Annotated in this window: 27 protein-coding genes; 9 read left to right on the forward strand and 18 right to left on the reverse strand. The window is 63.2% G+C overall.

Annotated elements, in window-relative coordinates; translation table 11 throughout:
- Window positions 1–11 precede the first annotated feature (11 nt).
- Window positions 12–890: a lytic transglycosylase domain-containing protein gene (locus tag FIU94_RS16340; protein ID WP_152466804.1), complete on the forward strand. Its 879-nt coding sequence runs from the start codon at window positions 12–14 to the stop codon at window positions 888–890.
- Window positions 891–928: 38 nt separating this feature from the next.
- Here FIU94_RS16340 and FIU94_RS16345 read toward each other — a convergent pair whose 3' ends face one another.
- The 6 genes from FIU94_RS16345 to FIU94_RS16365 all read right to left on the reverse strand — a co-directional run bounded on the left by FIU94_RS16345 (window position 929) and on the right by FIU94_RS16365 (window position 5,391).
- Entirely contained in the window at window positions 929–1,228 is a 300-nt protein-coding gene (locus FIU94_RS16345; RefSeq protein ID WP_152466805.1) for an SH3 domain-containing protein, read from the reverse strand.
- Window positions 1,229–1,502: 274 nt separating this feature from the next.
- Entirely contained in the window at window positions 1,503–1,655 is a 153-nt protein-coding gene (locus FIU94_RS20940; protein ID WP_172975931.1) for a hypothetical protein, read from the reverse strand.
- Window positions 1,642–1,965: a hypothetical protein gene (locus tag FIU94_RS16350; protein ID WP_172975932.1), complete on the reverse strand. Its 324-nt coding sequence runs from the start codon at window positions 1,963–1,965 to the stop codon at window positions 1,642–1,644. The genes FIU94_RS20940 and FIU94_RS16350 overlap by 14 nt, the downstream gene beginning before the upstream one ends.
- Complete coding sequence (locus FIU94_RS16355) at window positions 1,955–2,530, reverse strand: Panacea domain-containing protein (RefSeq protein ID WP_152466807.1); 576 nt, start codon at window positions 2,528–2,530, stop codon at window positions 1,955–1,957. Before FIU94_RS16355 ends, FIU94_RS16350 begins: the two co-directional genes overlap by 11 nt.
- Before the next feature lie 89 nt (window positions 2,531–2,619).
- Window positions 2,620–3,585 (reverse strand): IS1595 family transposase, encoded by a 966-nt coding sequence (locus FIU94_RS16360; RefSeq protein ID WP_152466808.1) that lies wholly within the window; start codon window positions 3,583–3,585, stop codon window positions 2,620–2,622.
- Between the two features lie 93 nt (window positions 3,586–3,678).
- A complete protein-coding gene (locus FIU94_RS16365) occupies window positions 3,679–5,391 on the reverse strand; it encodes an NAD(P)H-dependent oxidoreductase subunit E (protein WP_152466809.1) in 1,713 nt (570 codons plus the stop codon).
- A 182-nt stretch (window positions 5,392–5,573) separates the two neighbouring features.
- On the opposite strand from FIU94_RS16365, the gene FIU94_RS16370 reads away from it, so the two are divergent.
- From FIU94_RS16370 to FIU94_RS16380, 3 genes are read left to right on the forward strand one after another with little or no spacing between them, the layout of a single operon-like run.
- Window positions 5,574–6,587 carry an alkane 1-monooxygenase gene (locus FIU94_RS16370; RefSeq protein ID WP_152466810.1) on the forward strand — a complete coding sequence of 338 codons (1,014 nt, stop codon included), beginning with the start codon at window positions 5,574–5,576 and terminating at the stop codon, window positions 6,585–6,587.
- A 49-nt stretch (window positions 6,588–6,636) separates the two neighbouring features.
- Window positions 6,637–7,032 carry a hypothetical protein gene (locus FIU94_RS16375; protein ID WP_152466811.1) on the forward strand — a complete coding sequence of 132 codons (396 nt, stop codon included), beginning with the start codon at window positions 6,637–6,639 and terminating at the stop codon, window positions 7,030–7,032.
- Complete coding sequence (locus tag FIU94_RS16380) at window positions 7,029–7,427, forward strand: hypothetical protein (RefSeq protein ID WP_152466812.1); 399 nt, start codon at window positions 7,029–7,031, stop codon at window positions 7,425–7,427. The genes FIU94_RS16375 and FIU94_RS16380 overlap by 4 nt, the downstream gene beginning before the upstream one ends.
- Window positions 7,428–7,436: 9 nt before the next feature.
- On the opposite strand, the gene xseA is transcribed toward FIU94_RS16380, so the two are convergent.
- Window positions 7,437–8,990, reverse strand: a complete 1,554-nt coding sequence (gene xseA, locus FIU94_RS16385; RefSeq protein ID WP_152466813.1) for an exodeoxyribonuclease VII large subunit — start codon at window positions 8,988–8,990, stop codon at window positions 7,437–7,439.
- Window positions 8,991–9,061: 71 nt separating this feature from the next.
- Between xseA and purD the strand changes: the two genes are divergently transcribed.
- Window positions 9,062–10,324 carry a phosphoribosylamine--glycine ligase gene (purD, locus tag FIU94_RS16390; protein WP_152466814.1) on the forward strand — a complete coding sequence of 421 codons (1,263 nt, stop codon included), beginning with the start codon at window positions 9,062–9,064 and terminating at the stop codon, window positions 10,322–10,324.
- Window positions 10,325–10,352: 28 nt separating this feature from the next.
- Here purD and FIU94_RS16395 read toward each other — a convergent pair whose 3' ends face one another.
- The 3 genes from FIU94_RS16395 to FIU94_RS16405 are packed head-to-tail and all read right to left on the reverse strand — an operon-like array spanning window position 10,353 to window position 11,827.
- On the reverse strand, window positions 10,353–10,745 hold the full coding sequence (locus FIU94_RS16395; protein ID WP_152466815.1) for a hypothetical protein: 393 nt from the start codon (window positions 10,743–10,745) through the stop codon (window positions 10,353–10,355).
- Window positions 10,739–11,476: a VCBS repeat-containing protein gene (locus tag FIU94_RS16400; protein WP_152466816.1), complete on the reverse strand. Its 738-nt coding sequence runs from the start codon at window positions 11,474–11,476 to the stop codon at window positions 10,739–10,741. Before FIU94_RS16400 ends, FIU94_RS16395 begins: the two co-directional genes overlap by 7 nt.
- A gap of 27 nt (window positions 11,477–11,503) precedes the next feature.
- Window positions 11,504–11,827, reverse strand: coding sequence for a 2Fe-2S iron-sulfur cluster-binding protein (locus FIU94_RS16405; RefSeq protein ID WP_152466817.1), 324 nt, complete (start codon window positions 11,825–11,827; stop codon window positions 11,504–11,506).
- A 150-nt stretch (window positions 11,828–11,977) separates the two neighbouring features.
- Between FIU94_RS16405 and FIU94_RS16410 the strand changes: the two genes are divergently transcribed.
- The gene (locus FIU94_RS16410; protein ID WP_152466818.1) at window positions 11,978–12,535 is read left to right on the forward strand and encodes a peptidoglycan-binding domain-containing protein; all 558 of its coding nucleotides are present in this window, start codon (window positions 11,978–11,980) and stop codon (window positions 12,533–12,535) included.
- 94 nt (window positions 12,536–12,629) lie between these two features.
- Here the strand turns inward: FIU94_RS16410 and FIU94_RS16415 are convergent, their stop codons facing one another.
- The 6 genes from FIU94_RS16415 to rpiA all read right to left on the reverse strand — a co-directional run bounded on the left by FIU94_RS16415 (window position 12,630) and on the right by rpiA (window position 19,116).
- Window positions 12,630–14,108, reverse strand: coding sequence for a DegQ family serine endoprotease (locus FIU94_RS16415; RefSeq protein ID WP_152466819.1), 1,479 nt, complete (start codon window positions 14,106–14,108; stop codon window positions 12,630–12,632).
- A gap of 166 nt (window positions 14,109–14,274) precedes the next feature.
- Window positions 14,275–14,454, reverse strand: coding sequence for a DUF2065 domain-containing protein (locus tag FIU94_RS16420; RefSeq protein WP_254702566.1), 180 nt, complete (start codon window positions 14,452–14,454; stop codon window positions 14,275–14,277).
- A 14-nt stretch (window positions 14,455–14,468) separates the two neighbouring features.
- Window positions 14,469–15,566 (reverse strand): protease modulator HflC, encoded by a 1,098-nt coding sequence (gene hflC / locus FIU94_RS16425; RefSeq protein WP_152466821.1) that lies wholly within the window; start codon window positions 15,564–15,566, stop codon window positions 14,469–14,471.
- Window positions 15,566–16,738, reverse strand: a complete 1,173-nt coding sequence (gene hflK / locus FIU94_RS16430) for an FtsH protease activity modulator HflK (protein WP_152466822.1) — start codon at window positions 16,736–16,738, stop codon at window positions 15,566–15,568. The genes hflC and hflK overlap by 1 nt, the downstream gene beginning before the upstream one ends.
- An 88-nt stretch (window positions 16,739–16,826) precedes the next feature.
- Entirely contained in the window at window positions 16,827–18,305 is a 1,479-nt protein-coding gene (locus FIU94_RS16435) for an FAD-dependent oxidoreductase (RefSeq protein WP_152466823.1), read from the reverse strand.
- A 22-nt stretch (window positions 18,306–18,327) separates the two neighbouring features.
- Window positions 18,328–19,116 (reverse strand): ribose-5-phosphate isomerase RpiA, encoded by a 789-nt coding sequence (gene rpiA, locus FIU94_RS16440; RefSeq protein ID WP_152466824.1) that lies wholly within the window; start codon window positions 19,114–19,116, stop codon window positions 18,328–18,330.
- Window positions 19,117–19,352: 236 nt separating this feature from the next.
- Here rpiA and FIU94_RS16445 point away from each other — a divergent pair, with 236 nt between their 5' ends.
- The 3 genes from FIU94_RS16445 (at window position 19,353) to FIU94_RS16455 (ending at window position 21,842) form a co-directional block, all read left to right on the forward strand.
- The gene (locus FIU94_RS16445; RefSeq protein ID WP_152466825.1) at window positions 19,353–20,057 is read left to right on the forward strand and encodes a glutathione S-transferase family protein; all 705 of its coding nucleotides are present in this window, start codon (window positions 19,353–19,355) and stop codon (window positions 20,055–20,057) included.
- The gene (locus tag FIU94_RS16450; protein WP_152466826.1) at window positions 20,057–21,430 is read left to right on the forward strand and encodes an L-serine ammonia-lyase; all 1,374 of its coding nucleotides are present in this window, start codon (window positions 20,057–20,059) and stop codon (window positions 21,428–21,430) included. Before FIU94_RS16445 ends, FIU94_RS16450 begins: the two co-directional genes overlap by 1 nt.
- A 205-nt stretch (window positions 21,431–21,635) precedes the next feature.
- Entirely contained in the window at window positions 21,636–21,842 is a 207-nt protein-coding gene (locus FIU94_RS16455) for a cold-shock protein (protein WP_152466827.1), read from the forward strand.
- Window positions 21,843–22,154: 312 nt separating this feature from the next.
- Here FIU94_RS16455 and FIU94_RS16460 read toward each other — a convergent pair whose 3' ends face one another.
- Together FIU94_RS16460 and FIU94_RS16465 are read right to left on the reverse strand one after the other, a co-directional pair.
- Window positions 22,155–22,922: a hypothetical protein gene (locus tag FIU94_RS16460; protein ID WP_152466828.1), complete on the reverse strand. Its 768-nt coding sequence runs from the start codon at window positions 22,920–22,922 to the stop codon at window positions 22,155–22,157.
- A gap of 105 nt (window positions 22,923–23,027) precedes the next feature.
- On the reverse strand, window positions 23,028–23,906 hold the full coding sequence (locus tag FIU94_RS16465; RefSeq protein ID WP_152466829.1) for an IS1595 family transposase: 879 nt from the start codon (window positions 23,904–23,906) through the stop codon (window positions 23,028–23,030).
- Window positions 23,907–23,987: the final 81 nt, after the last annotated feature.

Raw genomic sequence — 23,987 nt, forward strand, 5'->3', positions numbered from 1 at the left:
ACCAAGAAGATATGAAACCCTGGCTGATCCTGATCCTTGCCCTACTTGCGCCGCCCGCCCTTGCCGACGGGCCCGGACGCATGTGCTCTTCGGGCAAATGGGGGCATGTGGAATGCATCCGCGCGGACCATTTCGTCTACGACACCTGCAATGCCATCCGCACTTTCGCCGACCGCAGCGGGTTGAACCGCGACTTCTTTGCACGGCTGATCTGGCAGGAAAGCCGGTTCGATCCCAACGCATTGTCCCACGCAGACGCGCGCGGCATCGCGCAGTTCATCCCATCGACCGCCGCCCTGCGGGGGCTGAAAGACCCCTACAACCCCGCCGAGGCGCTGGAACATTCGGCACACTACCTGGCCGAGATGGTCGCACGCTACGGCAACGAAGGGCTGGCAGCGATCGGCTACAACGGCGGCGAAAGGCGGGCCGAGGGTTTCCTGCAGGGCGGCGGGCTCGCCTCTGAGACGGTGCAATACGTGCCCATCGTCACCGGGCTGACCGCCGAGACCTGGCGCGACGATCCGCCAGACGCGCATGACATGCGCCTGTCGAAAACCTCGGCCTTCCTGCCAGCCTGTTACCAGATGGCGCGGAACCGCCGGATCACCGCTCTCGCCCGTCCGAAACCACGCGTGAAACCCTGGGGCGTGCAGGTCGCCTTTGCCACCACCGAAAAACTGGCCCGCGCCCGCGTGACCGAACGCATGGCCAGTTGTCGTGGCGCGGTGAAGGGCGAAAAGACCGACCTCATCTACAAGAAAAACCGGGTTTCGGGGAAAAAGGGCTACTACTTTGCCCAGTTCGGGCGGAACAGTCGCCAGGATGCGCAGAAGCTCTGCGACGCCATGCGCCGTCAAAGCTGCATCTGCCTCGTGGTGCAGAACTGAACCCGGGCGACACTTTGCGAAAAGGTCCGTGCGCCGTTCTACTTGCGCCGCAGGTAGGCGTAGGACGCATAGCCCCCGACGCCACGGGAGTCCGCCAGCGTCACAGCGCACCACCGGGTCGCGCCGGTGGATTCACACCGGCCCACGTCCACTTCGGTCCCGTTTGGCATGCCCAGAAGCTCGACAAAGCCAGTGCCCGGCCCCGCGCGCAGCTTGAGCATGTCGCCCTCTTCAACGCCGAACACTTCATAGCGGCCCGGCGATATGCCCGCCGAGGGTTGCGCGCAGCCACTGATAATGGCGCTGCTCATCAGCACGGCTCCGATCCATCCTCGCATCGCATTCTCCTTTGGCGGCTTCGCCCCCTTTTGGCAGCGCCCTGCCGCGAAGAAAACCGGGATCATACAGCCAGCGGCGGATTTTCACCGCTGACCGGTAAACCGGGCCGGAATTTTCGAAAATTCCGCCCCGATCTTTTCGAAAGGCGATTGTATATTTGACAAACCCGACTAACAAGGTGCGACGGGCTGCTTGCCGTAGTATGGAGAGGGCTAGCAAATTGCCGAAAGGCTCATCCCCTTCCGTACCGTCGCACGCTCTACATACGGGGTCTTAGCTAGTTCCGCCATCCTTGTCTTTATCGTCCGGCTTCTGCTTCACCAGCTTGCGCAGACGCTCGTTGAACCGTTCCTCGTCGTCGTCCGTCTCTAGCTGGCGGGCGGCTTCCTTGAAGCGTTCTAGTTGGGACTTTTCAGAATGGCTCATCATCTTCTCCAGTCCAGTCTGTTGCATCTGGATCCGACCACTCAACCCATAGGAGTTCGACTTCTCGCGTTTCGCTAATTACTCTAAACCATATTGAGTAAGCCGGAACAATTTCAGGCCCCCGCCAGTGCAGTTCGGTCTTTGCTAGATAAATGCCTGCTCTGTGGGTCGGCTGGAAACCTTCAGGGTTTCGGCTGATCCCCAGCTTTACTGCGGCAATATCTTCTTCAATTACCTGATGCCCGCCGCAATTTCCTACGCCACGGGCGAAGCTGTCAGCTTCACTTATCTGCCATCCATTACCAGCCAAATTCAGCAGCCAGTTCGTCCGTTCTTTTTCGGTCTTTTTCGGTCGGCTTCTCGTCAGAAAGAAATGCCAGTTCATACGGCATTGCATCGCCTAGGTTCATTACTCTCCAACGAACATCATGGGATACGTCACTGACCTGTGAACCAGTTTGGGGCCATAGCTCACGTATAACTTCGTCAACCAAGGATATCTCATCATCCGAGAAGTGGCTCAAGACCGGATCCCGCAAGGCAACTGTTCTGTCCTGCGTATATCCGCCTGGAACATCAACCTTGTCCACACGAAGTGCGCCCTCATCGACCAAGGCGCGCCGCACGTGTAACAACGATTTGGGCGCAGGCCCAAGTCTCAGCTTCTGGTACCGAACACCCGTAAGAGGCATGCCGAAGCGTCGGAACGCACGAAAATCTGAATAATAAAGTATTTTGTTGAGCTTGATCGCACCGAAGTAGGCATCGTCGGCGCACTTCGATGAGATATAGACGATCAGCTCGCGGAAGCGTTGTATCCCGCGAGGTACGTCGAACGTCTCATGTAGTGGCCGATGCTTTGTCACAACCTGCATGTCCTCTTTGATTACAAGCTATCTACCATATATAGTCTTCGTTACCAATTTCTATCTGACAGCAGAGATCGACATTCTTGCGGCGTTACTCATCTGCAATCGCCGCAGCTGTAAGTCAGCCGCTTGCCAACTGTAGCACGCAGCGCGATCTCGCCACGCTCCAAGTCTTCCACACCGTTCGCAACGCGGTTATTGTAACGAAAATCAAACTCTGCAGCGTAGCGGTGCAGGTGCTGCTTGCCGCAGTGCTGATACACGCCCTTCATGCCGCGCTTGAAGATGCTGTAGAAGCCTTCAACCGTGTTGGTATGAACCTCTGGGTTTGCGCGGCTCACATACTCATCCTTGCCATGCTCAACGACGCCGTGCGCTGCAAATTGGCGACCAATGGTGATGTAGTGGCGGGCTTCATCCCTATGCAGAACCGCCTCGCGGGACATGTTTTCATTCAAGATTTCGGTGATGGTTTTCACCTTGATGTCGTCCACAACAATGGACTTGGCTTGCTTTGTGTCGCGGTCCACCAGCGTGACCATTTTCATCTTGTGCGCCCAACCGCGCGCACCCTTCTTCTTTGGGTGGTCCGGGTCTTGGCCGTAAAAGGTCTCGTCAACCTCGACAGCGCCGCCATTACTGCCGAAGGGGGCCATTGCGCCGGAACGCATACACTCGCGGATGCGATGGGCCAGGAACCAAGCGGACTTGTAGGTGACGCCCAGAACGCGGTGAAGCTGGTGGCTGCTGATGCCCTTCTTGCTTGATACCATCAGGTGGATTGCCTGGAGCCACAGGTGCAGCGGCAGGTGGCTTTCCTCGAAGATCGTGCCCTTGCGGACAGTGAACTGCTTGCGGCACTCCCGGCACTTCCAAAGACCGTGACGCTCTTTGCCTTCGGGGTTCTTGGCGCTCGGCTTGGTGCGAACGCCCGTCAGGGGATAGGCGCTGTCCACGACACCACAGTGGGGGCAGACCGGACCATCAGCCCAAAGCATCGCTTCGACATGGGCGAAAGCTGCTGCTTCGTCGTGGATGTATTTGGCGGACAGAACGGATATGGCGAAAACCTCTAACTTGTTGTGTTAGAAGTAGGCTTTCACCTTGGGTTTGTCAAATATACAATCGCCTTTCGAAAAGATCGGTTTCCCGCCTCAGACCTCGTCGGGGAAGTGCTTGATCACCATCCGGATCGGGTTCGGCGCCGCCTGCCCCAGCCCGCAGATCGAGGCATCGACCATTGCGGTGCTCAGCTCTTCCAGCAGGCCGGTGTCCCAGCGGTCCGCCTGCATCAGCTTGACCGCCTTTTCGCAGCCGACCCGGCAGGGCGTGCACTGGCCACAGCTTTCGTCCTCGAAGAACCGCAGCATGTTCAACGCCGCCGCCCGGGCGCTGTCGGCTTCGGACAGGACCACCACGGCGGCTGACCCGATGAACGATCCATGCGGTTGCAGCGTGTCGAAATCCAGCGGGATATCGTCCATCGACGCGGGCAACAGGCCGGACGACGGCCCGCCCGGCTGATAGGCCTTGAACACATGCCCCTCGGCCATGCCGCCCGACGCTTCAATAACGTCTTTTATGGTCGAGCCTGCGGGCAGCAGATACATCCCCGGCTTGGCCACACGGCCTGACACCGAATAGCTGCGCAGCCCCTTGCGGCCGTTCAATTCGGTGCCCGACAAGACCTCCGGCCCCTCGCGGCACACCCGCGCGACCCAATGCAGCGTCTCGACGTTGTGGACCAATGTTGGCCGGTCAAAGATGCCCACCTGCGCCACATAGGGCGGACGGTGGCGCGGGATGCCGCGTTTGCCTTCGATGCTTTCGATCATCGCGGATTCCTCGCCGCAGATATAGGCCCCGGCCCCGCGCCGCAGGTCGATGTATCCCGGCGCCACCAGACCGGCGGTCTCCAGCGCCGCGATCTCGCGGGCGAGAATCTCCAGCACCGCCGGATATTCGTCGCGCATGTAGAGAAAGACCTTGTCGGCCTCCACCGCCCAGGCGGCAATCAGCATGCCCTCAAGAAACAGATGCGGCGTGCGTTCGAGATACCAGCGGTCCTTGAAGGTGCCCGGCTCGCCCTCGTCCCCGTTGACAGCCAGAAAGCGCGGCCCCGCGTTGCCGCGCACGAAACCCCATTTCTTGCCCGAGGGGAATCCGGCGCCGCCAAGGCCGCGCAGCCCGCTGTCCAGCACCTTTTGCTGGACCGCCTCCCAGTCGCCCTTGGCGCGCAGGTCTTTGAGGGTTTCATAGCCCCCCTCGGCGGCATAGGCGGCATAATCTTCATAGGCGGGCACATGGACATGGGTGTCATCCGCCGCGATGGCCGCCTGCACTTTTTCCGGCGTGGCATGGTCGATGTGGTTATGGCCGATCTCCAGCACCGGGGCTGTGTCGCAGCGGCCCATACAGGGCGCCCGCAGCACCCGCACCTGCGCGGGATCAAGCCCATCTTCCAGCGCGGCCTTGAGCGCCTGTGCCCCGGCCAGTTCGCACGACAGGCTGTCGCAGACACGGATGGTCAGCGCGGGCGGCGGTGTCTCGCCTTCTTTCACCACGTCGAAATGGGCATAGAAGGTCGCGACTTCATAGACTTCGGCCATCGACAGGCGCATTTCCTCGGCCAGCGCGCGCAGATGCGCGGCGGAGAGATGGCCGTATTCATCCTGGATCAGGTGCAGGAATTCGATCAGCAGGTCGCGGTTGCGCGGCCGGTCCCCCAGCAGCGCCCGCACCTCGTCCCATGGGCCGTCCTGCAACTGCCGCCCTTTGGTGTGGCGTCGGCCTTTGCCTTTGCCGGATTTCCAGACGCCCTTCTGCGGCCCCTCGTCCCTGGTCTGCCCGTGATCGTCCAGCGCCATGTCGTATTCCCTTCTGCCGTGCCCCGCGGGGCTGCGCCGACCCTATCAAACGCGCCGGGTCCGCAACGATCAAAAAACGACGATTTCGCCACGGTTTGCGCGTCGAATTCTCCAATCGGCGTCTTTGCGCAGCCGCATTTCGCCTATAAGAAACCCCGGACCCCGACCGGAGCCGCCAAACGATGCTGTGGTACGCCTTTGCCAGCCTGCTGCCTGCGGGCCTACTGGCCCTCGCCTGCACCCTAGGCGGGGTCTGGCCGGTGCTGGCCGTGCTGTCGATCACCGTCTTCGTCTTTTTCATGGACAAGCTGCCCCGCACCGCCGGGATCAGCGAAACGACGGGCCGCGCGCTGAGCCTTGCGCTCGCGGCGGTCCATTTCCCGCTGTTGGCACTCGGGGTCCGGGCACTGGGTGCCGGTGCGCATCTGGACCTGGCCGACAAGTTCCTGATCTTTGCCGGGATGGGACTGTTCTTTGGCCAGATCTCGAACTCCAACGCGCACGAGCTGATCCATGCGCGCAGCCGCCTGCCCCGGCGGATCGGCACGGCGATATACGTGTCGCTTCTGCATGGGCATCACGTCTCGGCGCACCTCAGGGTGCATCATGTGCATGCCGCCACCGATGCGGACCCCAACTCAGCCCCGCTGGGCATGGGGTTCTGGCGCTATTGCGGTCATGTCTTGCGTGGTGAATTCATGGCCGGGTGGCGGGCAGATAATCGGCATCGCGCCCGTGCGGCGACACCGCCTCCGAGATGGAGCCACCCCTACCTCGGCTATCTGGCCGGTGCGGCGGCGACGCTGCTCTGTGCCTATCTGCTGGCCGGGATCAACGGGCTTGCCGTCCATATCGGCATCGCGCTTTATGCCCAGTGGCAATTGCTGCTGTCGGATTACGTGCAACACTACGGTCTGCGCCGCCGCCTGCTGGCGTCGGGCAAACCTGAACCCGTTGGCCCGCAGCACAGCTGGAACGCGCCAAAATGGTATTCCAGCGCGATGATGCTGAACGCGCCGCGCCATTCCGATCATCACATGCGCCCCGATCGCGCCTTTCCGGCGCTTGAGGTCACGCCCGAAACCATGCCCGTCCTGCCCCACAGCCTGCCGGTGATGGCGGTGGTGGCACTGGTGCCGCCGGTCTGGCGCCGGGTGATGGACCGGCGGGCGGCGCGGTGGCAGGATGTCGCATGAGAACCGATGCCCACTGGCACCGCGGGCGGCTTTCTGGCACTCTGACCCGATGAGATATGCCGCCCTGTTCTTTGCCGCCCTGTCTGCCCTGCCCGCCGCCGCGCAGGACCTGATGACAGCCGAGGAATTCGATGCCTACACCCGTGGAAAGACCTTATTCTACGGGCGCGACGGCAGCGCCTATGGCGCTGAAATCTATCACGAAAACCGCCGCGTCGAATGGTCCTTTCTTGACGGTGAATGCCGCGAGGGTGAGTGGTATCAGGATGGCGAGCTGATCTGCTTTGTCTACGAAGACAACCCCGACCCCCAGTGCTGGAGCTTTTCGCGCGGCAACGGCGGGCTGATCGCCCGGTTCGAGAACGACCCCCGCACCACCGAGCTTTACGAGGCACGGGACGCGGACGAGGAGATGATCTGCCTTGGCCCGAAGGTCGGCGTGTGAAACCGCTGCTCGTGGCATTGCTGCTTGGCGCGGGCGCCGCGACGGCAGAGCCGCTGGATACGGCGCAAGCGTTTCAGGACTACGTGGGCGGCAGGACGGTCTACTTCGACCGGGGCGACGGGCGCGGCGTGAGCGCGGCGGAAAGCTATCTTGAAGACCGGCAGGTCCGCTGGTCCGAACGGGACGGCACCTGCATCGAGGGCGAATGGTTCGCCCGCGACGGGCTGATCTGCTTTACCTACGAGAACAATCCGGACCCGCAGTGCTGGGCGGTAGAGCGGACCGCAACCGGGCTGGTCGCGGTGCTGCGCAACGGCGGCTTTCCCACCCGGATCGTCGAACGCGACCCCGGTGGCGAGAGCTTTCAATGCCTTGGTCCCAAGGTCGGCGTCTGAGCCTGCAGGTCAGAACAGCGAGCCCTGCTCGGGCGGCTTGCCCGCCTTGCGCGGCGCGGCCCTCCCCCCGCCACCGGCGCCACCGACCGTCACCCGGCCATCTGCAAACTCGATTTCCAGCATCGCCGCCTTTTTCGCCGCCGCGGTCCCGGTGATCACCTCGCCGTCGCCGCGCACGACGGCATAGCCGCGGGCCAGCGTCGCCTTGTAGCTCAGGGTTTCGCGCAACCGGTCCAGCGCGTCGATCCGCTGCCGCCAGCCGCGTGTCTGGCGCTGTCCGGCTTCCGACAACCGACCGACCAGCGCGGCAAAGGCGTCGGCCTTGCGGGCCCGGTCCCGCTCCAGCGCGGCGGGGCGGAAACCGCGCGCACGGGTTTCAAAGCGGTCCCTCCGCGCCGCGATGAGCCGGTCCAGCGCAGGAGCCAGCCGCGCGGCGATCTCGTTCAGCCTGCGACGATCCTGCCCCACACGCTGGCGCAGGGTCGAAGGCCGCAGGGAGCCTGACACATCCGCCAGCCTGACCCGCCGGCGCTGCACCCCGGCGATCAACGCCGGTTCCAGTTTCTCAGCCGCGCGGTCGAGCCGCTGGCGTGGCCCGTCGAGCAACGTATCGGCGCGCGGCAACGCCCGCGCCATGTCACGCAACCGCTGGTCACGACGGCTCAGCCCCTGGCTCAGCAGCACCCGCATCCGGGCCTCCTGGCTGTCCAGCCAGGCCGACAATTCATGCCGGACCGGTACGGCCAGTTCAGCCGCCGCCGTGGGCGTGGGCGCCCGGCGGTCCGACACGTAGTCGATCAGTGTCGTGTCCGTCTCGTGCCCCACCGCCGAAATCAGCGGGATCTGCGAAGCCGCCGCCGCCCGGGCGACGATTTCTTCGTTGAACCCCCACAGATCTTCGACCGAGCCGCCGCCGCGTGCGACGATCAGCAGGTCCGGGCGCGGCAGGGCACCGCCGGGGGTCAGCGCGTTGAAGCCTTCGATGGCGCGGGCCACTTCGGGTGCGCATTTCGCGCCCTGCACCGCCACGGGCCAGATCAGCACCTTGCGCGGGAAACGGTCGCGCAGCCGGTGCAGGATGTCGCGGATCACCGCCCCCGAGGGCGACGTCACCACGCCGATCACATCCGGCAGGTAGGGCAAGGGCCGCTTGCGCGACTGGTCGAACAGACCCTCCGCCGCCAGCGCCTTCTTGCGCTTTTCCAGCAGTGCCATCAGCGCGCCCATGCCTGCCGGTTTAATGTCCTCGATCACGATCTGGTACTTCGACTGGCCGCCGAAGGTGGTGACACGCCCCGTCGCGACCACTTCCATCCCCTCTTCCGGCTGGGTTTCAAGCCGCGCGGTGACGCCTTTCCAGATCACGCCCGAGATCACCGATTTGTCGTCCTTGAGGTCCAGGTAGACATGCCCCGACCTGGGCCTGCTGACGCGGCCCACTTCGCCACGGATGCGCACATGGCCGAATTCGCCTTCGATCACCCGCTTGATCGCCCCCGAAATTTCGGTAACGGAGAATTCCGGGCTGTTGAGCCCCGCGCTGGGATCGTCGATCAGGTCCATGTCCTGTCCTTGTGTCTTGGGCAGGTGCAGAATAGAACGCCGACAGACAAAGGCCAAGGGAGAGCAGCCCCATGAACATCCTCATTCTGGGCAGCGGCGGACGCGAACACAGCCTCGCCTGGGCTACCCTGCAGAACCCCAAGTGCGACAAACTGATCGTGGCACCGGGCAACGCGGGCATCGCCAAGATCGCGGATTGCGCCGATCTGGACATCATGGACGGCGGCGCGGTCACGGTGTTTTGCGAGGCGAACAACATTGATTTCGTCATCATCGGCCCGGAGGCCCCGCTGGCCGCAGGTGTCGGGGACGATCTGCGGCAGGCGGGCTATCCCGTTTTTGGTCCTTCGGCAGCGGCAGCCCGGCTCGAAGCGTCCAAGGCGTTTACCAAGGAAATCTGCGATGCCGCCGGCGCCCCCACGGCGGACTACGGCCATTTCACCGACGCCGAGTCAGCCCGCGCGCATGTGCGCGAACACGGCGCACCCATCGTGGTCAAGGCCGACGGGCTGGCAGCGGGCAAAGGCGTCATCATCGCAATGACCGATCAGGAGGCCATGGAGGCCATCGACACGATGTTCGACGGCACCTTTGGCGACGCGGGCACCGAAGTCGTGATCGAGGAGTTCATGGAGGGCGAGGAAGCCTCCTTCTTCGTGCTCTGCGACGGTGAAACCGTGCTGCCCATCGGCACCGCCCAGGACCACAAGCGTGTGGGCGAAGGCGATACCGGGCCGAATACCGGCGGCATGGGGGCCTATTCGCCCGCGCCCGTGCTGACGGACGAGATCGCGCAGCGTGCCCTGGACGAGATCATCCGCCCCTGCATGGCGGAGATGGTCCGCCGTGGCACGCCCTATCAGGGGGTGCTTTATGCCGGGTTGATGATCAAGGACGGCGCGCCGCGTCTGGTGGAATACAATGTGCGCTTTGGCGATCCGGAGTGCCAGGTGCTGATGATGCGGCTGGGCGCGCAGGCCTTCGACCTGATGCACGCCGCCGCCGACGGCCGCCTGTCGGAGGCCCGGGTCAACTGGGCCGAGGATCACGCGATTACCGTGGTGATGGCCGCGCAGGGCTATCCCGGCAGCTATGAAAAAGGCACCGTGATCCGCGGCATCGACACCCTGCCCGAGGACAGCGGCAACATGGTCTTTCACGCCGGGACCACCCGCAAGGACGGGCAGTTCCTGGCCGCGGGCGGCCGCGTGCTGAACGTCACCGCCCGCGGTGCGTCGCTGGCCGAGGCACAGGCGCGGGCCTACGCGATGGTTGATCAGATCAACTGGCCCGAGGGGTTCTGCCGCCGGGACATCGGCTGGCGCGCGCTGTAGCGCAGAGGCGGTTCAGACCCTTGCGGGGTCAGGACATGGGCTTGTCCTGACAAAGAACCGGCAGATCGGTGATCCGGGTTACGTGCTGTATCGCGCCGTCTGGCGAACGGACCATGAGCGTGCCCGCGTTGTCATAGGGGACCCAGCAGTGTAACTCGCCCCAATTGTCTTCGTACTGGAAACAGATCGTTTCCCCGTCCACTGTAACCTGACCATAGGTGCAGCTGCCGTCTTCGCGGGCCCATTTTGTCTGGTGCCGCGACAGAAATTCCTCGATCCCGACGACCCTGCCCGTGCCAGCACTTTTGAATGTCAGGGTGCGGCCCTCGGCCCTGTCCAGGAAAGCGTCCGGCGTCAGTTGCTCTTGCGCATGGGCAGCGCCCGAGACCGTCACGCAGAAAAGGAGGGCGCGGATCAGCATGCCAATGCGTTCGCAAAGCTCTGGCGACCAAGATGCGGGCCGATGTCGCGCCGGTTCAGCGCGCCGCCCGTCAGCGTCACCGCAATCAGCCGTTCCCAGTTTGCATCTGCCACGATCATCTCAGGCGCGCCGCCACAGTGGCGGATGCCGCCCGCGATGTCGCGTTCCCCGATGCGGTGGTTGGTCAGCCCGTCCAGCTCAGCAACCTGTTCCAGCCTGCCTTCGCGATACCGCCAGACGCGCAGGGTCCTGGCCAGATGTGGCCGGTCGATATAGGCGATTTCGACCGCGCCATCGCCATCCAAATCCGCCGCCCCGACAACCGCCAGCCAGCGGTGCCGACGCCCGATCGGTGGCGTTTCGGCCACCAGCGCAACGGTCGTACCCTTCGGGTCGTCTGCCGCTGCAATCTCGTCATAGATGCGGACTGCGGCCCCCCGATCGAAGTAGGATACCACGGCGATCACCTCTGCACTGCCATCACCGTCCAGATCGACGAGGCGGGGTGTCGTATCCTCGAACACGGCTTCATGAAGTCCCACGCCGATCTCGCGCCCGTCAGACAGCCGGACGCCCAGTGCGGCATATTCGCCGCCGGGCAGGACGCCGTGCCCGTAGACCGGGGTGGGGATATCGTAATAGGCGCCTTCGATATCGGCGGTCGCGGATTGTCCGACAAGAAGTGTACCGACCAGCCAGGCAGCGCGACAGACGCGTTGCGCCCTGGACATCCGCGAGGCCGGTCGGCGCCGCAATGCTCAGATCTGCTTTTCAGGCATCTGCACGCGCAGCCCGTCCAGCGCATCCGACACTTTCAACTGGCAGGTCAGGCGCGAGCGTTCCGCGTCGGGCTCGTAGGCAAAGTCGAGCATGTCTTCTTCCATGTCGTCCTTTGCCGGCAGCTTCTCTACCCAGGCCGGGTCCACGTAGACATGGCAGGTCGAACAGGCGCAGGCCCCGCCGCAATCGGCTTCGATGCCCGGAATGTTGTTGTCACGCGCGCCTTCCATCACGGTCATCCCGTTGGCGACCTCGACGACATGTTCCTTGCCACCATGCTCCACGTAGGTAATCTTGGCCATTCTTGGTCCCTTCCCTCATCTGTGCTGCTGCATGTTCTAGCGGCACGGCCAAGCCACTGCCACCCCCATTTCGCCGCCGCGGCACGCTAGGCAAGGTCGCGAAAACCCTCTAGGGTCGCGGCAAAACACCAGACCCACAGGTATGGGGCCATGTCACAGGCGATTGTCCGTTCGGCGCGCGTATTGCGCCCCAGTCTCTACGTAGTCTTCTGCGCCGGTCTCGCGGCTTGCCAGCTGATGGCCCCGGTGGCGGACCCGCCTCCCGTTCCGGGCGTGGTGGAACCCACCCGCAACGGTCCCGAGGGGGCGCCGCCCGGCAGCTGCTGGGGCCGTACCGTCAGCCCTGCCGTGTTCGAGACGGTGACCGAACAGGTGCAGGTCGAACCGGCCAAGGTCAATCCCGATGGCAGCGTGGCAAAGCTGCCGGTCTATCGCACCGAAACCCATCAGGAGATGGTCGTGGAGCGCCGCGACAACTGGTTCGAAACACCCTGCCCCGAGGTCCTCACGGCAGAATTCGTCTCCTCGCTCCAGCGCGCCCTTGCCGCCAGAGATCTCTACAGTGGCGAGATCACGGGCACGCTGGACGATGCCACGCGCGACGCGGTGCGCCGCTACCAGCGCGCCGGCGGACCCCAAAGCGGCGTCCTGTCGCTTGATGCGGCACGCAGCCTGGGGCTGATCGCCGTCGCGCGGGACCAGGTCTGATACGCAAACCGCCGGACAGCAGCGCCGCATGGAAAAAGGGGCACCCGCGATGGGTGCCCCTTTCGGTTTGGTCGTGCATCTGTGCCAGCGCGGTTCAATCGCCCAGCGTCAGCGCCACGAAACGGGGATCGCCCGCGCGCCGGACCAGCAGCAGCAGCGATTTGCGGCCCGCCTCCTGCGCGGCCTGAACACGCTCTTCCAGGTCCGCGATGGAGCTGACCTTTTGCTGGCCCGCCTCGGTGATGATATCGCCGGTGCGCAGGCCTTTTTCAAAGGCCTCGGATGCCTCATCGACTTCGGACACAGCCAGCCCTTCCATGCCCGCATCCGCGCCCAGTTCCTCGCGGAGTTCGTCGGTCAGCGGGGTCAGCGTCAGACCCAGCATCGACTGCTGCATGGGTGCTTCTTCCAGCTCTTCCTCCTGGGATCCGGTCGCCGCTTCGCTGTCCGCGTCCTCGCGACGGCCCAGCACGACCTTGACGGTCTGGCTCTTGCCTTCGCGCATGACGGTCACGCGCACGCTGGCTCCCACGGGCGAGTTGCCCACCTGGCGCACCAGGGCGCGGGTGTCGGCCACCTCGACCCCGTCGAAGGACATGATCACGTCGCCGGTCAGCAGTCCCGCTTCCTTGGCGGGGCCGTCGGGTACATCCGTGATCAACGCGCCCGAGGCCGTCTCCAGCCCCATGGCGTCGGCCACGTCGTCGGTCACGTCCTGAATGCGGACACCCAGCCAGCCGCGCCGCGTCTCGCCGTATTCCTTCAGCTGGTCGACCACGCGGGTCACGACGTTGGCCGCCATGGAAAAGCCGATGCCGATGGAACCGCCGTTGGGCGACAGGATCGCGGTGTTCACGCCGATCACCTGGCCGTCCATGTTGAACAACGGCCCGCCCGAGTTGCCCCGGTTGATGGCGGCATCGGTCTGGATGTAGTCGTCATAGGTCCCGGACAGGGCACGGTTGCGGGCAGAGACGATGCCGGCGCTGACGGAAAAGCCCTGGCCCAGCGGGTTGCCCATCGCGATGACCCAGTCGCCCACGCGGGCCTCGTTGCTGTCGCCAAAGCTGACGTAGGGCAAGGGACCGTCGGCTTCGACCTTCAGCAGGGCGATGTCTGTATTGGGGTCGGTGCCAATGACCTTGGCGGTCAGCTCCTCGCCCGAAAAGAATTCGACCGTGATTTCATCGGCGCCGTCGATCACATGGTTGTTGGTAACAACGTACCCATCCTCGGAAATGACAAATCCGGACCCCAGCGCCGAAGACCGGCGCGGCCGCTGGCCGTTGCCGCCGTTGCCGCGGTCGCGGAATTCGCGAAAGAAATCTTCGAAGGGCGACCCCTCGGGCACGATGCCCTGCGGGCCGGTGCGGCCTTCGACCATCGTGGCGGTGGTGATGTTGACCACCGAGGGGCTGATTTTTTCGGCGAGCGGGGCCAGGCTTTCGGGTTTGGCCAGGGCCGCGATGGACTGGGCCACGATCAGAACCAAAGCCAGCAGGCTCAGCATCAGGCCCTTGAACATCCGGCTTTCCTGAAAGGGAACGGCGCGCACTTGTGTGCGTGACTGCATGGCGTTGTCTCCTGCTTTATCCATTGGGGCAAGCTGCCCCAGACACCTTGCCGACAGAGTGCATGGCGAATTGATGCACCGCAACATGAAAGATGTGACTGATCACGGCCTTTTCAACAGCACCCGGCAGAAATGCGGTGGGTCGCCGCAAGTCGCGCCGCGGGCCTTACACCCCCAGACGGAATGCGAGCCAGACCAGGATCAGACCGGCCACCACCACCAGCGCGCCGATCTGACGCACGGCGTTTTCGGGCAGGCTGCGCAGCAGTTCAAGCATACGCTCCAACAGCGAAGGGGCCAGTGCGTACACCAGCCCCTCCACGATCATCACCAGTCCAAGAGTCATGAAGACCCATGCAATCATTGTGTTGCCGCGTCGTCTTCGACCTGCTCTTCTTCGGCCTGTTCATCTGTGGCCTGATCTTCTTCGACCTGTTCTTCTTCGGCCTGGCCTTCTTCGGCCTGTTCTTCTTCGATCCGCTCCCGCTCGATGTCGGGCAGATCAGGCGATATTTCCGTTTCCGGCACCATCTCGCGCAACCGGTCCAGCGCCTCTGTGTCAATAACCGTCGTGCCAAGGCCATTGGCGCGCAGCGCCTGGAACATGGGTTCAACAAAGGGGCTGTCCGGCGATATCACCAACGTGGAATTGCTGGACTGCATCGACCGTTCGAATGCCGCCAGCGACCGGTAGAAGGCAAAGAAATCAGGGTTGGGCCCAAAGGCTTCGGCATAGACCCGGTTACGTTCCGCGTCCGCCTCGCCTCGGGTGATTTCTGCCTCGCGTTCGGCGTTGGAAACCGTTTCCGTCACGGTGCGGTCGGCCGCGGCACGTACCCGCTGAGCCGCCTCGTTACCGCGCGCGATTTCGTCGGCAGCTTCGCGTTCACGCTCGGCCCGCATCCGGGCAAACGTGGCCTCAAGGTTCTGCTGCGGCAGGTTGGTCTGTTTCAGCCTCACATCGACGATCTCCAGGCCCAGCCCTTCGGCGCTTGTGCGGGCCTGAGCGCGGATGCGCAGCGCCAGATCGCGCCGCTCGGGCGACAGGATCGTGTCGGACGTCACCTGGTCGGCACCCAGAACTTCGCGAATTTGCGCGTTCAGGATCGACGACAACCGGTCTTCTGCCGTGCGGATGCCTCCTACACCGACGGCCTGGCGAAACTGCACCACGTCGGCGATGCGGTACCGCGCAAAGGCATCGACGACCAGACGGCGATCATCCGAGGGCGTGACCTCGATCGTCTCGGTGTCCAGCGACAGGATGCGGTCGTCGTAATACACCACATCCTGGATCAACGGGATCTTGAACCCCAGCCCCGGCTCTTCGACGACCTGACGGATCTGACCGAATTGCAACACAAGCGCCTTCTCACGTTCATCAACGATAAAGATCGACGACAAACCGGCCACAAGGGCGATCACCACGACCGGCAAGAGAAATACGGATTTACGCATCAGTTCGACCCCCCACGACGCAATTCATTGAGCGGCAGGTAAGGCAGGACGCCGCTGCCGGTTCCCTCCCCTGCGGTTTCGTCCAGCAGTATCTTGTCGACCTGGCCCAGAACCCGCTCGACAGTTTCCAGGTACAGACGGCGCTGGGTAACTTCGGGCGCCGCGTTGAATTCGGAAGCCACGGCCAGGAAACGGCTCGCCTCACCGATGGCTTCGTTCACCACCTGCGCGCGATACCCTTCTGCCTGCTCGACAACTTGTGCACCCTGCCCGCGCGCTTCGGCGAGCACCCGGTTGGCATAGGCGTCGGCCTGACGCTCCAGCCGGTCACGCTCCTGCTCGGCGGCCTGCACTTCGCGGAAGGCGTCGATCACCTCGCGCGGCGGGTCGGCGGTGTCGAGGTTGACCCGCACCACGCTGATGCCACTGTCATATTCGTCCAGCGTAGCCTGCACGTCCTCGCGCACCGTATCGGCAATCAGACCCCGGTCGCGGTTGAGAATCGGCGCCAGGTTGGAGGCCGCGATGATTTCGCGCATCACCGCCTCGGATACGGCTTGCACCGTCAGTTGCGGATCGCTGAGGTTGAACAACAGCTTGGCTGGATCGTTGATGTTCCAAACCACCTGAAAGTCGATGTCCACGATGTTGGCATCGGTCGTCAACATCAGGCCTTCGCCATTGGCGCGGGTAGACCCGATCGATTCTGTTCGTTCGGACGTGACGTTGATCACCTCGTAAGTGACCAGCGGCCAAGGCGCAAAGTTCAGGCCGGGGTTCCCGATGCTGGAAAATTCGCCGAGGAACAATTCGACCGACTGTTCTTCGGGCCGCACCGTGTAAAAGGACGAATAGAGCCAGAGCAGAAGCGCGATCAGGACACCGATGCCGATTGTGCCGCGGCTCAGCGCCGGGCCACCATCGCCGCCGCCACCGCCGCTGCCATTGCCCCGGTTGCGGCCGCCGCCGCCCATCAGGACGCGCAGGTGTTCCTGGCCCTTCTTGACCAGATCGTCGATCTCGGGAATTTGCGGCCGGTCGTTCGGTCGCTTGCCCCCCGGACCGCCACCGTTCTGTCCACGATCGCCGCCCTGTCCGCCGTTCTGTCCGTTGCCGCGGCCTCCGCCGCTGTTGCCGCCCCCTCCCCAGGGGCCGCCAGAATTGCCAGCCATAAGTATGTTTTCCCCTCTGTGCCGCACATCGCGGCCTTCTATCGTGTCTCTATGTACGCTTTTGAATGTGGGCGCAAACCGCTGCGATTCAAGCGGTGCGGGTCGGGTTGCGCATGGTGACGAGCTCTTCGGACATGGTCGGATGCACCGCACAGGTTGCGTCGAACTGTTCCTTGGTCAGCTTGGCCTTGACCGCGATACCCGCCATCTGGATCAGCTCGCCCGCATGAGGTGCGACAATATGGCAACCCAGAACCACCCGTGTCTCCTTGGACACCACCAGTTTCATCAGCACCCGGTCCGGCTTGCCCGCAAAGGCGGTCTGCATCGGCTTGAACGATGTGCAATAGATCTCGACCGGCTCTTGATCGCGCGCGTCCTCCTCGCTCAGGCCCACCGTGCCCATCTCGGGCTGGGTGAAGATGGCCGAGGGGATCAGCTCGTGATCCACCGGCGTCGGATTGCCGCCGAAGACCGTTTCGACAAAGGCCATCCCTTCGCGGATCGCCACCGGCGTCAGGTTCACCCGGTCGGTCACATCGCCGATGGCGTAGATAGACGGCACGGCGGTCTGGCTGTAGTCGTCCACCTCGATCTCGCCCCGGCGGCCCAGCTTCACGCCGATGTCTTCCAGCCCCATGTCCTTGGTCGACGGGTCGCGCCCGGTGGCAAAGAGCACCATATCGAACACCTTTTCGCCGCCGTTGGTCGATTTGACCCAGATCGGACCGGATTGGCCCTCGGACGCGCCGGCGCCATCCTCGCGCAGGTCCGCCGCCTGCCGGGCGCTGGCGCCCATCGCGGCGTCCGATCCGGTGGGCTGCCCGCCCTCCGCGCGGTCGCTGGCCAGCGACATTTCGACGATGTTGGTGCCGGTGTGCAGGTCGATCCCGCTGTCGCGCATGCTTTCGGCGACCAGCCCCCGGGCCTCTTCATCAAAGCCGCGCAGGATCTGCGCACCGCGGTAGTACTGCGTCACCTCGACGCCCAGCCCCTTCAGGATGCATGCGAATTCGCAGGCGATATAGCCGCCGCCGATGATCAGGATCGACTTTGGCAGCTGCGAGAGGTGAAAGATGTCATCCGATACGATGCCCAAGCCCGCGTTCGGCAGGTCCGGGCGCACCGGGTGCCCACCCGTGGCCACCAGGATATGCTTGGCCGTCTTCGTCGTGCCGTCCGCCAGCTCGACCGTATGCGCGTCCCTGAGGCGCGCCCGCTGGTCAAAGGTATCCACCCCCGAATTCGCCAGCAGCTTGCGATAGACCCCTTCAAGGCGGTCCAGCTCCTCCGTCAGGCGCCCGCGGAAATTGTGCCAGTCGAAAGGGCCCTGCTTGAGGTCCCAGCCAAAGCACTTGGCCTCGTCCACCACGTCCGAATACCCCGAGGCGAAGACCATCAGTTTCTTCGGCACGCAGCCGCGAATGACGCAGGTGCCGCCGTAGCGGTCCTCTTCGGCCAGCGCGACCTTTGCCCCGTGTTCCCCGGCCGCGACCCGCGCGGCCCGTACCCCGCCGGACCCGCCGCCGATCACAAAAAGATCGTAGTCGAAATCGCTATCAGCCATTCGGAAGTTCCTTCAATGTCGCTCAGTCGCTGAGATCGGAAAACAGGTTGTCCGTCTCGACGAACTCCAGCCGCTCGGTCGCGACCGTTCCCTCATTTATGTCGCGCACCTCGACCCTGCCATCCCCGTAGCCGATCACGACCGCGTCACAGATGTCGATGAACAGGCCGTTTTCCACCACGCCGGGCATCTGGTTCAGCACCAGCGCGAGTTGCCGCGCGTTGCCGATGCGGTTCAGGTGCAGATCAAGTATGTGGTTCCCCTCGTCCGTGATGAAGGGTCGGTCGCCGTTCATCCGCAAGGTCGAAGACCGGCCCAGCACATCCATCGAGATCAGCGTCTCCTCGACCAGCGCCTGGGTCGTCTGCCAGCCGAACGGGATCACCTCGATCGGCAGGGGAAAGGCACCGAGGTGCTCGACCTCCTTGCCGATGTCGGCGATCACGACCATCTGATCGCTGGCGGTCGCGACGATCTTTTCCTGCAACAGCGCGCCGCCGCCGCCCTTGATCAGGTTCAGATCGCCGTCGAATTCATCCGCGCCGTCGATCGTCAGGTCCAGCCATTTCGCCTCGTCCAGGCTGATGACCTCGATCCCCACGTCGCGGGCCAGTTCGGCGGTGCGGGTCGACGTGGGCACGCCGCGAATTCTCAGACCGTCCTCGCGCACCATCTCGCCCAGACAGCGCACCAGCCAGGCCGCGGTGGACCCCGTGCCCAGCCCGACCCGCATGCCGTCTTCGACGTATTGCGCCGCCCGCTTGGCAGCCACGAACTTCGCCTTGTCGATGGGAGACAGCTCTCCGGCCATGGGACATCATCCTTTTGCGTAACCTCCCCGGCTTATACGGGCATTGACGGTCCGGCGCGAGGGGCAAGCGCGGGGTTTTTTACCGGAAATCGACCCGCCGCGTCACGAGGGTGTCATTCCGATTTGCCGCTCCCGGGCTCGGCAGGCGCCGCCACGAGGCAGGTCCTGACCCTGCGCACTGCAGAAGTGTCGCTTTCGGCCAAGCGCGCCGTCCTCTCTGCGGTAGGTGCTGGTTCATGACCCGCTACGTCCTTCACTATGCCCCCGACAACGCGTCCCTGATCGTCAGGCTGGCACTGGAACACGCGCAGCTGCCCTACGGGACGCGGCTGGTGAACCGTGCCGTGTCGGAACAGAGCGGCGCCGCCTACCGCGCCCTGAACCCGCAGGGGCTGATCCCGGTGCTGGAGACGCCGCAGGGGCCGATGTTCGAAACCGGGGCGATCCTGCTGTGGCTTGCGGATCGGCACGGCGGTCTGGCCCCGGCACCGCAGGATGCGGAACGCGCGGCCTTCCTCAAATGGTTGTTCTTCGTCTCCAACACCTTACATCCCGCCCTGCGCATGACCTTCTATCCCGATAAATACGCAGGGCCCGACCCGCTGCACCAGGCCGCGCTGCGCGGCACCATGCAGGCGGCCATCGTCGGGCATCTGGGCACGCTCGATACCCTGACCGGGCAGCGCCCCGGCTGGCTGGACCCGCAGCGCCCCGGAGCCTTGCATTTCTACATAGCGGCCTGCCTGCGCTGGTGCGCGCTCTACCCGCAGGACACCGACAGGTCGTGGTTCCGGCTTGCGGATACGCCTCATCTGCGCGATCTCTGCGCCACCGTCGAAGCCTTGCCCTGCACCCGGGCCGCACAGGCCGCCGAGGGTCTGGGCCCGACCCCGTTCACCGCGCCGTCCCTTGCCACCCCACCCGAAGGAAGTGCCACCTGATGTTTCTCTCTGTATTCGACATGTTCAAGGTCGGCATCGGCCCCTCGTCCTCGCACACGATGGGACCGATGGTCGCCGCCGGGCGGTTTCTCGACATGATGCGCGCTTCGCCGTTCCGGTTTGCCGGGCTGCGCGCGTCGCTTCACGGCAGCCTTGCCTTCACCGGGGTCGGCCACGCGACCGACCGGGCCACGATCCTGGGGCTGGCGGGATTCACCCCGCAGGACTACGTTCAGGACAAGGCCGAAGCCGCGCTGAAGCAGATCGGCAAGACCCGCATGATCGAGGTCGAAGGTCTGCCGCCGCTTCGCTTCGATCCCGGTTCGGACATGATCTTCGACTATGTCACCAAACTTGCGGGCCACGCCAATGGCATGATGCTGATGGCCACCGATGCTCAGGGCGATGTGACCCTGCGCGAAACCTTCTATTCCATCGGCGGCGGTTTCGTGATGACCGAGGCCGAGCTGGCCGCCGGACGGAACACCGACGAAGGCGCGCCGGTACCCTACCCGTTCAAATCCGCCGCCGAAATGCTGGAGATGGCCCGGGCGTCGGGCAAGTCGATCGCACAGATGAAACGCGCCAACGAGGTATCCCGCAATGGCGAAATTCACCTGCGCGATGGCGCGAAACGTCTGTGGCAGGTGATGAACGACTGCATCGACCGTGGCCTGACCACCGACGGCACCCTGCCCGGCGGGCTGGCCGTGAAACGGCGCGCCAAGGGTATTTACGATGCCCTGCAGGCCGAACGCGGCCAGAACCAGCGCGCGCCGCATACGATCAACGACTGGATGAGCGTCTACGCCATGGCCGTGAACGAAGAGAATGCCGCCGGCGGTCAGGTTGTCACCGCCCCGACGAACGGGGCGGCCGGGGTCATGCCGGCCACCCTGCGCTATTATCTCGACCACGTGCCCGGCGCGTCCGAGACGCATGTGGAAGATTTCCTGCTGACCGCCGCCGCCATCGGCGGCCTGGTCAAGTTCAACGCGTCGATCTCGGGTGCCGAAGCGGGCTGCCAGGCCGAGGTCGGCAGCGCCGCGGCCATGTCCGCGGCGGGCCTGTGCGCGGTAATGGGCGGCACACCTGAGCAGATCGAGAACGCGGCGGAAATCGCGCTGGAGCATCACCTGGGCATGACCTGCGACCCGGTTAAGGGATTGGTGCAGGTGCCCTGCATCGAACGCAACGGGCTGGGCGCGATCAAGGCGGTCTCTGCCGCGTCGCTCGCGCTGCGCGGGGACGGCACACACCTTGTCCCCCTCGACGCCTGTATCGAGACGATGCGCCAGACCGGCGCGGACATGTCCGAGAAATACAAGGAAACCTCGCTCGGAGGGCTCGCCGTGAACGTGCCCAACTGCTAGCGGGGCGCGGCCTGACGCTGAGTGAAGAACAGCTTCACAATCACCATCGGCCCTTGATTTCCGGTGCATTTTGCAATATCCGGTTCTCGCTAACGTTATTCTTTTTCGACCCACTGTCTCCCTCACACGGCGCTCAGTCCCGATCCAGACCGACTACGCCACGCTGTCGCATCCTGCGGACAGCCCCAAAACGGAGACTACGGATATGGCCACTGGCACCGTAAAATGGTTCAACTCGACAAAAGGCTTCGGCTTCATCGCGCCCGATGGCGGCAGCAAGGACGTGTTCGTGCACATTTCCGCTGTTGAGCGCGCGGGCCTGACCGGCCTGGCAGACGACCAGAAAGTGACATTCGACATCGAAGCGGGCCGTGACGGCCGCGAATCGGCGACGAACCTCGCACTGGCATAAGCCAAACCACGCGAAGTCATGTGAAACGCGGTCCCTGCAAAGGGGCCGCGTTTTGCGTTTGTTCCACACACCCCGGTCCGGCGCTGGCACGGCTGGGTTACATCCGCCCGGTCCCGCTTGACGGCCCCTCGCGCGTCCCGGGGCGAAGGCCCGGACCGCGGCGCCTTCGCATGGCATTCGACACCTGCCCCCGCGCTCGCAGACGTGCCACGAAAGACCTGTCAGATCCATCCTGTCATATACGGCGTGGGGGTGTATCCCCTCAGCATACGGGTGGTTTAAATGATTAAACTCACCTTGTCGCTGATCTGTTTAGTTTGTGGCGACCCTATCCATAGCGAAGACAAATTTACCGCTGTCTCCAGGATGCTCGACCAGAGTTCCGCTGAAAATCGGGGTGTGGTGAATGTCTCGGAAAACGTCTTTGTACTGAATCATGTACACGAACCTTATGACAGCATCTTCGGTTGCATCCATGGTTCTAGAAAGCGTAGCGCCTTGATCCGAGTTTTTTGGAGGAATGACTGGATGAGGGGTTCCGACATGCCCAATTCGTTCAATGTCGTATATGACTGTCGTGGTCTCATTAGGCATGACGTACATTATGTTGTAACCCACCCGCGCCTCGAACGCGGGGGAATTCCCAGAGTTTTGAATGTTCGCGCGGATACTAACGTTGATTTTTCCATCTCTGATATGTCTGATCGTTATGTCGCCGATATTAAGGCCAAGGTAGGCGGCGACCTGAGCCTTGCCTACCTCTCTAGTGGTCTTGAGGGTGAAAACCAAAACGACAAAAGCCCCGACAGTAAATATCATCATGAGCCATTGAGCCACGGAGTCCTCAATAGAGAAGATTCTGCGCGGCCAATACATCAAGTCTGGCCTGCTGTCGTTTTGATTTCCCTGATGGTATTGACTGGAGTTGTTCTCGGAACTCTTGTCGGAAAATGGATCAATCGGTGATACGAACGTGACAAATACAAAGAACACAGTTGTGATGGAGACGCCAATTATTAGCCCTAAAGCAAAGAACCCCCGGTCTGTTAACCTATGCCAAAGTCGGTAAAGTGAGATCATCTATGACAAACCTTAAGACAGCCCGTGACAAGGGCAAACTAGAAGAGTTCATCAAGGAACACGAGGTCGATCCTGACGGCGACCTCGATAAACTGGACGCCGTGATTAAGCGTCCATCTCAGGAAAGCGAGAAAGCAACTCGTCCAGCATCGTCTCGGGACGCATCCGACGATTAAAGCGGTACTCAAATTCCTTGGCGTAGGTTTCAAGGTACTTGGGTGAAACACTGGTATGCGTGCCTTGGATTGAGCATTTCAGGTGACGCCAGAAATTCTCTACCGCGTTCACCGTTTCACCGTTCGGGCCAACGTATCCGTCCCGATCCTTGTTGATCCGCTTCAAGTCATGGCCCAACTGGTCAAGGCCATTGTAGGAGCGCCACTGGTCGGCGTGGATCTGAGTGCCCTTGGCAACGGCTTTCTCCATCTCACCGTGCAGGGTGACGCGTGAGGCGTTCGGGATCACCTTAACGATAGGCTCGCCGCCGCGCTCCACCATCGCCATGATAGCGGTCTTGTGCGGGCGACGGCCATGCGTACCGGGCTTGCGACCGCCCATGTAAGTTTCGTCCACCTGGACAATCTCACATTCGTCGCCAATGGGCGCGTCACCGTCGATTTCTGCCATGTGTTCGCGGATCAGCCGCGCCATGCGCCATGCGGTCTTGTAGGTAACGCCAAGCTGGCGCTGCAATTCCTTGCCGCTGACGCCATGCTTGGACGTGGTGAACAGGAAGATTGCGTAGAACCAAAGTTGAAGCGGGGTGCGGCTCTTTTCGAAGATGCTGCCCACCATCGGGTGAATGTGATGCCCGCACCACTGGCAAGAAAAGGCTTGTTCATTGGTCAGGCGATACCACTTGGCCGCGCGCTCACACTTGGGGCAAACGTGGCCTTGGCCGAAGCGGACATTGAACAAATGCTCAAGGCAAGCCTCGTCGGTGGGGAACTTTTGGAAGAACTGGCGGACGTTGGTCTGTTTCATACAGTTTAGATGGGGATTGCCCTACCGTATGTCAAGGGGATACACCCCACGGCGTGTTTTCGTGTGAGGAACGACACGCCG

Origin of the sequence: Sulfitobacter sp. THAF37, assembly GCF_009363555.1 — a bacterium.
GTDB lineage: Bacteria > Pseudomonadota > Alphaproteobacteria > Rhodobacterales > Rhodobacteraceae > Sulfitobacter.